The organism is Nocardia callitridis (assembly GCF_039543305.1).
Taxonomy (GTDB): domain Bacteria; phylum Actinomycetota; class Actinomycetes; order Mycobacteriales; family Mycobacteriaceae; genus Nocardia; species Nocardia callitridis.
Genome location: NZ_BAABJM010000001.1, coordinates 1,401,339 through 1,411,508 on the forward strand (window position 1 = coordinate 1,401,339; position 10,170 = coordinate 1,411,508).

The following is a 10,170-nucleotide window of genomic DNA, read 5'->3' on the forward strand; positions in this document are numbered from 1 at the left end:
GAGAGCTACCGACAAGTGGCTGCCAACGACTCCAACGCATCGGGCTCGACGAACGCGAAGACAGGCAAGGGGGACTACGGTGCCTCTTCGATCACGGTTCTCGAGGGGCTCGAGGCGGTGCGCAAGCGCCCAGGTATGTACATCGGTTCCACCGGTGAGCGTGGCCTGCACCACCTGATCTGGGAAGTGGTCGACAACTCCGTCGATGAGGCGATGGCGGGCTACGCGACCAAGGTCGAAGTCACGTTGCTCGCCGACGGCGGTGTCGAGGTGGTCGACGACGGCCGTGGCATTCCCGTCGGTATGCACCAGCAGGGTGTGCCGACCATCGAGGTCGTGATGACCCAATTGCACGCGGGCGGCAAGTTCGACTCGGACTCCTACGCGGTGTCCGGCGGTCTGCACGGTGTCGGGATCTCGGTGGTGAACGCGCTGTCGTCGCGCCTGGAAGCGGAGATCGACGTCGACGGTTACCACTGGACCCAGGTCTACAAGGAAGCGACGCCGGGCAAGCTCGTACAGGGTGAGCCGACCAAGCGCACCGGTACGACCATCCGGTTCTGGGCCGACGCCGGCATCTTCGAGACGACCTCGTACACCTTCGAGACCGTGGCTCGTCGCTTGCAGGAGATGGCCTTCCTGAACAAGGGCCTCACCATCGTGCTCACCGACGAGCGGGTGAGTGGCGCCGAGGTCACCGAAGAGGTGGTCAGCGCCACCGCCGAGGTGGTTCCCAAGCCGGAGGACGCGGAGTCCGCGCCCGCTGAGCAGAAGGTGAAGACGCGCACCTATCACTATCCGGGTGGGCTGGAAGATTTCGTGCGGCACATCAACCGCACCAAGCAGCCGATCCACAACTCGGTGGTCGAGTTCACCAGCAAAGGCACCGGCCATGAGCTCGAGGTCGCGATGCAGTGGAACTCCGGGTACTCGGAGTCGGTGCACACCTTCGCCAACACCATCAACACCCACGAGGGTGGCACCCACGAAGAGGGCTTCCGCTCGGCGTTGACCACGGTGGTGAACAAGTACGCCAAGGACAAGCGGCTGCTCAAGGACAAGGACGGCAACCTCACCGGCGACGATATCCGTGAGGGTCTTGCCGCGATCGTGAGCGTGAAGGTCGGTGAGCCGCAGTTCGAGGGCCAGACCAAGACCAAGCTCGGCAACACCGAGGTGAAGTCGTTCGTGCAGAAGACCTGTAACGAGCACCTCTCGCACTGGTTCGAGGCCAACCCCGCCGACGCGAAAACCATTGTGAGCAAGGCGGTTTCTTCCGCACAGGCGCGGGTCGCCGCGCGTAAGGCGCGTGAACTGGTTCGCCGCAAGAGCGCCACCGACTTGGGTGGGCTGCCGGGCAAGCTGGCCGACTGCCGGTCCAAGGACCCGAGCAAGTCCGAGATCTACATCGTCGAGGGTGATTCCGCCGGCGGCTCGGCCAAATCCGGTCGTGACTCGATGTACCAGGCGATCCTGCCGTTGCGCGGCAAGATCATCAATGTCGAGAAGGCGCGCATCGACCGGGTGCTCAAGAACAACGAAGTGCAGTCGATCATCACGGCGTTCGGCACCGGCATTCACGACGAGTTCGACATCGCGAAGTTGCGCTACCACAAGATCGTCCTGATGGCCGACGCCGATGTCGACGGTCAGCACATCGCGACGCTGCTGCTCACCCTGCTGTTCCGATTCATGCGTCCGCTGGTGGAGCACGGGCATGTCTTCCTCGCGCAGCCGCCGCTGTACAAGCTCAAGTGGCAGCGCACCGAACCCGAGTTCGCCTACTCCGACCGCGAACGTGACGGTCTGCTCGAGGCGGGTCTCGCCGCGGGCAAGAAGATCAACAAGGACGACGGCGTGCAGCGCTACAAGGGCCTCGGCGAGATGAACGCCAAGGAACTGTGGGAGACCACCATGGACCCCACGGTGCGCGTGCTCAAGCAGGTCACCTTGGACGACGCCGCGGCCGCCGACGAGCTGTTCAGCGTGTTGATGGGCGAGGACGTGGAGGCTCGACGCAGCTTCATCACCCGTAACGCCAAGGACGTGCGCTTCCTCGACGTCTGACCCGCACGTTCCACGACGTAGACGTTTCAGCCGTGGCGCGGTCGCCGGACTACACGCACCGCGACACGGCTCCCGCTAAGGAGACTCCATGACAGACACCACGCTGCCTCCGGTCGGAGGAGAAGGCGGCGACCGGGTGGCCCCGGTCGATATCCAGCAGGAAATGCAGAACAGCTACATCGATTACGCGATGAGCGTGATCGTCGGGCGTGCGCTGCCCGAGGTGCGTGACGGCCTGAAGCCGGTGCACCGCAGGGTGCTGTACGCGATGTACGACAACGGGTACCGGCCCGACCGCGGCTATGTGAAGTCCGCGCGCCCGGTCGCCGAGACGATGGGTAACTATCACCCGCACGGCGACTCGTCGATTTACGACACCCTCGTGCGGATGGCCCAGCCGTGGACGCTGCGGTACCCGCTGGTCGACGGCCAGGGCAACTTCGGTTCCCGAGGCAACGACGGCGCTGCCGCCATGCGGTACACGGAATGTCGCCTCACGCCGCTGGCGATGGAGATGCTGCGCGAAATCGACCACGAGACGGTCGATTTCATCGCCAACTACGACGGCCGCTCGATGGAACCGACGGTGCTGCCGAGCCGGGTTCCCGCCCTGCTGATGAACGGCAGCAACGGCATCGCGGTCGGCATGGCGACCAATATTCCCCCGCACAACCTGAACGAGTTGGCCGAGGCCATCTACTGGGCCCTGGATAATTACGAGGCCGACGAGGAAGCCACGCTCGCCGCCTGCATGGAGCGGGTGAAGGGACCGGACTTCCCGACCTACGGCCTGATCGTCGGCACGCAGGGCATCCACGACGCCTACACCACCGGCCGTGGATCGATCCGCATGCGTGGCGTCGTCGAGATCGAAGAAGACAGCAAGGCCAGGACGACACTGGTCATCACCGAGCTGCCCTACCAGGTCAACACGGACAACTTCATCAACGCGATCGCCGAGCAGGTGCGTGACGGCAAGATCGCGGGTATCTCCGATATCCACGACGAGTCCTCCGACCGCGCGGGTATGCGGATCGTGGTGACGGTCAAGCGTGACGCCGTGGCCAAGGTCGTGCTGAACAATCTGTACAAGCACACGCAGTTGCAGACGAGTTTCGGTGCGAACATGCTGTCGATCGTCGACGGTGTCCCGCGCACGCTGCGACTGGATCAGATGATCCGGCTGTATGTGAATCACCAGTTGGACGTCATCGTGCGGCGCACCCGCTACCTGCTGCGCAAGGCCGAGGAGCGAGCCCACATCCTGCGCGGCCTGGTCAAGGCGCTCGACGCGCTGGACGAGGTGATCGCCCTGATCCGGCGTTCGGCCAACACCGAGACCGCGCGTACCGGTCTGATGCAGTTGCTGGAGATCGATGAGATCCAGGCGACCGCGATCCTGGACATGCAGCTGCGCCGACTTTCGGCGTTGGAGCGGCAGAAGATCGTCGACGAGTTGGCCAAGATCGAGCTCGAAATCGCCGACCTGAAGGACATTTTGGCGCGACCGGAGCGCCAGCGTGCCATCGTGCGCGACGAGTTGGCCGAGATCGTCGACAAGTACGGCGACGAGCGCCGAACCAAGATCGTCGCCGCCGATGGTGACGTGGCCGACGAGGACTTGATCGCCCGCGAAGACGTGGTCGTCACGATCACCGCGACCGGTTACGCCAAGCGCACCAAGACCGACCTGTACCGCAGCCAGAAGCGTGGCGGCAAGGGCGTGCAGGGCGCGGGGCTCAAGCAGGACGACCTGGTCAAGCACTTCTTCATTACCTCGACCCACGATTGGCTGCTGTTCTTCACCAACAAGGGCAGGGTCTACCGCGCCAAGGCCTACGAGTTGCCGGAGGCCAACCGGACCGCGCGTGGCCAGCATGTGGCCAACCTGCTCGCGTTCCAACCGGACGAGAAGATCGCCCAGATCATCAGGATCAAGGCGTACGACGACCAGCCATATCTGGTGCTCGCCACCAAGAACGGCCTGGTCAAGAAATCGAAGCTGACCGACTTCGATTCCAACCGCAGCGGCGGCATCGTCGCGGTGAATCTGCGCGACGAGGACGAACTCGTCGGCGCGGTGCTGTGCTCGTCCGAGGACGACCTGCTGTTGGTTTCGGCGCGCGGGCAGTCGATCCGATTCGCCGCGACCGACGAGGCGTTGCGTCCGATGGGACGCGCCACCTCCGGCGTGCAGGGCATGCGGTTCAATACCAGTGATGAACTGTTGTCGCTCAACGTTGTTCGCTCCGACACGTTCCTGCTTGTCGCAACCTCGGGAGGTTACGCCAAGCGGACCGCGATCGAGGAGTACACGGCGCAGGGTCGCGGTGGTAAAGGCGTATTGACCATCCAATTCGACGCGAAACGTGGCACCCTTGTCGGTGCACTCATCGTCGACGACGAGGATGAGTTGTACGCGATCACCTCCGGTGGTGGCGTGATCCGGACGGCGGCGAAGCAGGTCCGTAAGGCGGGGCGCCAGACCAAGGGCGTGCGATTGATGAACCTCGCGGATGGCGCTACGTTGCTTGCGATCGCTCGCAATGCCGACGAGCCCGAACTCATCGGTAACGATGGCGACACCGGTTCTCAGCAATAACGCAACAGCGGCGGCAACGAACGGATCTAAGGACCCCCATTGACCACTCCGAATCAGCCGAATGACGAGCGGCACCAAACGAACGGTGTGACCGAGCGGGTCGCCCCGTCGGCGATTCCGCCGCGGCCGATCCCACGCCCGAGCAACTCGGCCGACAACGGGCACGGCGGACCGCAGAGCCAACAGGGCGCGCAGGGTGGCGGACAGCCGCAAGGAAATGGTCCGCAAGGCGGTGGTTCCCAAGGCAATCCGCAGGGGAACGGTCCGCAGGGCGGACGACCGGGTAACCCGTCGAACGAACGCCACGATCAGGGCCCCGGCGACAACCACGACAGTCAGCGCCCGACTGTGTGGTCGTCGAACGAGCAGGATTCATCGGATGCGGGCCAGCAGTCCCAGCCCGGCAAGCCAGCGTCGTCGCCATACCAGGACGGCTGGTCGCAGCTTCCGCAGCGGGAGCCGCAGTCCAATCTGTACCGTCCCGGCCACAGCCCGGTGAGCGGGCGTTCCACCAGTGGTGGTGGCCTCGGCGGCGGCGCGAACGGCGGTGGTGGGGCCAACAGCGGTGGTGGGCTCAGCGGTGGTGCCAACGGTGGCGGTGGTCTCGGGGGCGCGGTGAGCAACGCGCGTACCCCCGCCGACCTCGCGGCCAAGGCGGCGCGCAAGGAGGCCGCCATGGTGAAGTCCGTCGGTATCGACGGGCCGACCCGCAGCATCGCGCGCCCCGAGCTGGTCAAGGACATGCCCGATCTCTCCGAGATTCGGCATCCGCTGCCCCAGCACCCGGAGCCGACGCACAACCAGCAGGGCCATATCTCGCCAACGGTCCCTGTCGCGGTGGCGGCGGCTGTCACCAGCGGTGAGCCCTTGCGGGCGACCGTGCAGATCCGCAGGATCGACCCGTGGTCCACGTTGAAGATCACCCTGGTGATCAGTGTGGCCATGTTCTTCGTGTGGATGCTCGCGGTGGGCCTGCTTTACATCGTGCTCGCGGGCATGGGTGTGTGGGACCGCTTGAACAGCACGTTCACCGACATGGTGGCCGGTGACGCCGGTTCGTCCGGTCTGATCACCGCGTCGACGGTGTTCGGTTACGCGGGTGTTGTCGGCCTGATCAACGTGGTCCTGTTCACCGCGCTCGGCACTGTCGGCACCTTCATCTACAACCAGTGCTGCGATCTCGTCGGTGGCATCCAGGTGACCCTGGCCGACCCGGACTAGCTCGCAGATCTCGACGAGTCCCGAGGCCACCCCTGACGCACCGAGGGGTGGCCTCGCTCGTTTCCGGGCGATTCGCGCCGAGCTGGAGCCCTTCTACCAGCCGTTTTGGTCGTAGACGGAGGTGCGGGGTAATCTTTGCTGGTCGTTGAGATCGCCACGCAGCAATGCGATGTCCGATCTCGGCAACGAATACGGGCCTATAGCTCAGGCGGTTAGAGCGCTTCGCTGATAACGAAGAGGTCGGAGGTTCAAGTCCTCCTAGGCCCACCCTTTTGGCTATATCTTTCGCGGTTCAGTGCCGAGTTCTTCTTTTTCACACAGCTTTCGGGCTGAACTTGCCATCCTACGGTCATTCGATTGCGGATAGCGGGCCTTGGCGCCGAACGCGCTCATCCCCTCTCTGGAGATTCGATACCAGTCATGCGGTGAGGCATGTTCGGTAGCGCTGCGTCGCTGTCACGCCCAGAGCCGCTCAGTCGTCCCTTGGGAGCTCTGAGAAGGCCTCGACTGGCCGGACAATTTCTTTGTATCGCGATACAACTTGCCCTCGAGGTGGATGCGGTCTACTCGCGGATCTACCGAACACCTGAGGGGTCGTTGATCTTTCGGAGGTCGGGAGCCTGGAGGCAGACAAAACTGTGCCCCGGGCGGCATGCAAGGCAGAGGCGAACCCGGGGCGTACGGATTCCACGGTACAGCGCGGCACCTCGAGCGTAAAACAATCGTGCTCATCTCGAGGTGTTCCCATGTCGACCGATATGCCCATGTGGTTTATCCAGTGTCTCGCCGCGCCGAGGCTTGCGCCTTACGTCCGCGCAGCTCAAAAGGACGGCGTGTCCGTTCAGAGCCTGTACGCGTGGAATCTCGAAGTTGCCGCGTCGTTCTACGTTCCGTTGCGCTTCCTCGAGGTCAGTATCCGCAATGCGATGCACGAACAACTCGTGGAGAACTACAGCCGACCTGATTGGTGGGAAGTCGCCCCGCTCGACAAACACAGCCGGACCATGATCGATAAAGCCGCCGCGAACGTTCGCCGTCAAGGGGGTCGGCAACCGACTACGGATCACGTCGTCGCTGCGCTGACGTTCGGGTTCTGGTTGTCCCTACTCAGCAAGCGGTACGACCGCTACCTGTGGGTGCCCGTGTTGCACAAGGCGTTTCCGTATTACCACCGTGACCGGGCAAGCTCACGAGGATTCGCGGTCCGCGGTAGCGGGGCTCAGAGATGCCTTGCTTCCCAGCCATTTCTCCGCAACGACCTCGACTCGATGACCGCGTAAGCGGGGTGTGCGAGTTCGGTTGCGGCTTCACTTGTGAAGGCACCCGGCCTTGTCGCCAGTGCGGCAGGACAGGTCCGCAACGTTTTGCCCACGACGCTTCGATTCTTCTGTTCCGCCGTTGGTGGCGGGCGTGCACTTGTCAGTGCAGGGCACGGTGCGGTCGGGATGCCATCGAGCGGACTTGTCGACCAGCGGTAACCAATCGGTGCCCGTTGTCGATTTATCAGCAACCTCTTGAAAGGGCTCTGAGATGAATAGGTTGATGGTTTCCGCCACGCGGGTGGCGGCAGCGGTGGTGTCGGTTCTCGGATTTTCGGCCGTGATCGGTGCGGGCGTGGCGCAGGCGGGGCCGGAGAACTGTGTGGTGACGAAGGGGCTGACCAGTGCGTCGGCGAGCTGTCACGATCCCGACGCGCCCGCGCGTAGGGAATACAAGGTGACGGTCGAGTGCTGGGGTTTGCATGTCATTCCGAATGCGTTCCCGTTCATGGCGATCGGGCCGTACCGGGGTGGCTGGGGCGGTTCGTTCGGGCCGACCGGTCAAGGACAGTCCTCGTGTATCACGGGCCTGGATATCGGCACCGCCACCAATGCTTGGGTCGACATCTACGTGGACGGGTAGATCGCAACGGCGACGGGTCCGTCGCGCCACGTGGCCGATCTGAGCACGTGGCGCGACCCCCGGTGATCACGCGGCGGGGAGGGCTGCGGTGATTTCTCGGACGGCGTCGGTGAGTAACGCGCAATAGGTGTCGAGGTCGGGCAGGAGGGCGGGGTCGGAGGCGGCGCTGAAGGTGCAGGTTTCCGGGGTGCCGACGAAGGATTGGGCCAGGCAGATATCGGGGTAGACCGGGGGTAGCATGCCCGCGAACCGGAAAGGTCTGCCCGACAACGACCATGGGGTATTCGGATCGCATTTGATGCTGGTGAGGGTGGTGTGTGCCAGCGCGGGCGCGGTGTCGTCGTGGGGTGGGTAGGTGCCGTAGCGGGCGCGGAAAATACGGCTGGGCAGCAGTTCGGCGTTGGCGAGGCGGTTGAGTTCCCGCGCGCTGGACGCGGAGGTTTTCCGTACGCGCAGTTCGGCGTCGACGGCCCGCACTCGTTCGGCGAGATCGGTGGTGGTGGCGGACAAGTCGACGACGTCGGAGCCGATCCGGTTGACGCCGAGCACGGTGGCCCCGGGCACCGCGATGGTGATGAAGGCGGCCAGGTCCTCGGGCACGGGGGAACCACGCTGTGCGAGATAGCGTCCCAGGGCGAAGGACACCGCGGTCAACCCGACGGCGGTGACGGTGGCCCCGGAACCCCGGAGCGAAGCCAGGTCCACGGGAACGCTCCTGACCACTCGCTCGGCGCCGACGCGCTGGTTGACGACGGTGCGGGTGCGCGGCGGGGTGTGCGGGCCGCTGTCGTCGGCCTCGCGCACGATGCGCACGTTCTCGGCGGCGACGCGCGCGTTGAACTCGCGGATCTGCCACGGCCACCGCAGCACCCCGCGCAGCGCGGTGCGCAGGAGCGGAGGGCGTGGTGTCGCTGGTCCGAGTCCCTCGATCCACAGTGGACGGTCGGCGAACAACGCCTCCGACAGCGACGTCATCGAGGGGCCCGCGATGAGCGCGTGGCTGACGAAGATCAGCACGACGGTGCCGGTACCGGTGCAGGTGGGTATGCCGGAAACGTCGGGGAATACGTGCATTTCCCAGGCGCTGACCCTGGCGTCGAGTGGGCGGGCGAGGATTTCGCCGAGTCGCTGTTGGCACTTCGCCCAGTCCAGCGCCTCGGAGTGGGTGGTGACGTGCTGGTCGATCGGACTGTTGTCGACCACCCAGAACGGGTGGCCGAGACCGTAGGGCACTTCTACGATCCTGCGGCGCAGTGGTTCGAGCAGATCGGTTCGCGCACCGAAGTATTCGGCGATATCGGCGGGTGGCATCGGCTCGGCGCTCTCGGCGGCGTTGTCGAACACCCACCACATGGGCCAATCCGTGGCGCGCCCCGCGCGCGCGAAGTAATGCCAGGCGGCGTCGTTGCCGACCAGTTGTGCGTTGTGCATCCGGCGAATCCCTCAGCCGCGTCCGAGCTTCGGCAGCCGGAAGCGGCGTCGGCCGTCGTCCTTGGCGGGTGCGCTCACGGTCGAGAGCTCCGCGTACTCGGCATCGGTGAGGGTGATCGTCGCCGCGGCGGTGTTCTCCTCGACGTGGGCGACACTGGACGTGCCGGGAATCGGCACGATCACCGGCGACCTACGCAGCAACCAGGCCAGCGCGAGCTGCGAGGGGGTGGCGTCCGCACGCGCGAAGGTGTCCAGCGGTCCGCCCGGCTTGGCGAGTTCGCCGGTGGCCATGGGGAACCAGGGAATGAAGGCGATGTTGTGTGCCTCGGCGTACTCCACCAGCGCTTCGGCGCCCCGGTTGGCGAGGTTGTACAGGTTCTGTACCGAGGCGATCTCGGTGATCTTGCGCGCCTGTTCGACCTGCTCGACGGTGACCTCGGAGAGGCCGATGTGCCGGATCTTGCCTTCGTCGCGCAGCGTGGCCAGTGCGCCGAGTTGGTCGGCGAGCGGCACCTTGGGGTCGATGCGGTGCAGTTGGTAGAGGTCGATGTGTTCGAGGCCGAGGTGACGCAGGCTCAGTTCGAGCTGCTGACGCAAATATTCTGGGCGGCCGAGCGGCAGCCATTCGCCGGGGCCCGGCCGCGACAATCCGGCTTTGGTGGCGATGACGATGTCGTCCGCGTAGGGGTGCAGTGCGCGACGCAGCAGGGTTTCGCTGACGAACGGACCGTAGGAGTCGGCGGTATCGAAGAAGGTGACACCGAGTTCGGCGGCCCGGCGCAGCACGCGCACGGCCTCGTCGGGATCCTTCGGGTCACCCCACACGCCCTCGCCGGTGAGCTGCATCGTGCCGTAACCGAGGCGGCGCACCGGGATTTCGCCGCCGAGGGCGAAGGTGCCCGACTGGGCGGCGGGTGACTCGGCTTGTGTTGTCATGTCGTCCTTCT

At 64.9% G+C, this 10,170-nt stretch carries 7 protein-coding genes and 1 tRNA gene; 6 read left to right on the forward strand and 2 right to left on the reverse strand.

Going from position 1 to position 10,170, the window contains the following annotated elements; translation table 11 throughout:
• The first annotated feature begins 15 nt into the window (after positions 1–15).
• From gyrB to ABEA50_RS06000, 6 genes are all read left to right on the forward strand, one after another.
• A complete protein-coding gene (gene gyrB, locus ABEA50_RS05975) occupies positions 16–2,067 on the forward strand; it encodes a DNA topoisomerase (ATP-hydrolyzing) subunit B (protein WP_345494009.1) in 2,052 nt (683 codons plus the stop codon).
• Positions 2,068–2,155: 88 nt separating this feature from the next.
• Positions 2,156–4,669: a DNA gyrase subunit A gene (gene gyrA, locus ABEA50_RS05980; RefSeq protein ID WP_345494010.1), complete on the forward strand. Its 2,514-nt coding sequence runs from the start codon at positions 2,156–2,158 to the stop codon at positions 4,667–4,669.
• Positions 4,670–4,708: 39 nt separating this feature from the next.
• Positions 4,709–5,890 carry a DUF3566 domain-containing protein gene (locus ABEA50_RS05985; RefSeq protein WP_345494011.1) on the forward strand — a complete coding sequence of 394 codons (1,182 nt, stop codon included), beginning with the start codon at positions 4,709–4,711 and terminating at the stop codon, positions 5,888–5,890.
• 193 nt (positions 5,891–6,083) lie between these two features.
• A tRNA-Ile gene (locus tag ABEA50_RS05990) sits at positions 6,084–6,157 on the forward strand.
• Positions 6,158–6,723: 566 nt separating this feature from the next.
• Positions 6,724–7,170 (forward strand): hypothetical protein, encoded by a 447-nt coding sequence (locus tag ABEA50_RS05995; RefSeq protein WP_345494012.1) that lies wholly within the window; start codon positions 6,724–6,726, stop codon positions 7,168–7,170.
• Positions 7,171–7,432: 262 nt separating this feature from the next.
• The gene (locus ABEA50_RS06000; RefSeq protein WP_345494013.1) at positions 7,433–7,792 is read left to right on the forward strand and encodes a hypothetical protein; all 360 of its coding nucleotides are present in this window, start codon (positions 7,433–7,435) and stop codon (positions 7,790–7,792) included.
• Positions 7,793–7,858: 66 nt separating this feature from the next.
• On the opposite strand, the gene ABEA50_RS06005 is transcribed toward ABEA50_RS06000, so the two are convergent.
• A complete protein-coding gene (locus tag ABEA50_RS06005; RefSeq protein WP_345494014.1) occupies positions 7,859–9,223 on the reverse strand; it encodes a wax ester/triacylglycerol synthase domain-containing protein in 1,365 nt (454 codons plus the stop codon).
• A gap of 12 nt (positions 9,224–9,235) precedes the next feature.
• Positions 9,236–10,159 carry an aldo/keto reductase gene (locus tag ABEA50_RS06010; protein ID WP_345494015.1) on the reverse strand — a complete coding sequence of 308 codons (924 nt, stop codon included), beginning with the start codon at positions 10,157–10,159 and terminating at the stop codon, positions 9,236–9,238.
• Positions 10,160–10,170: the final 11 nt, after the last annotated feature.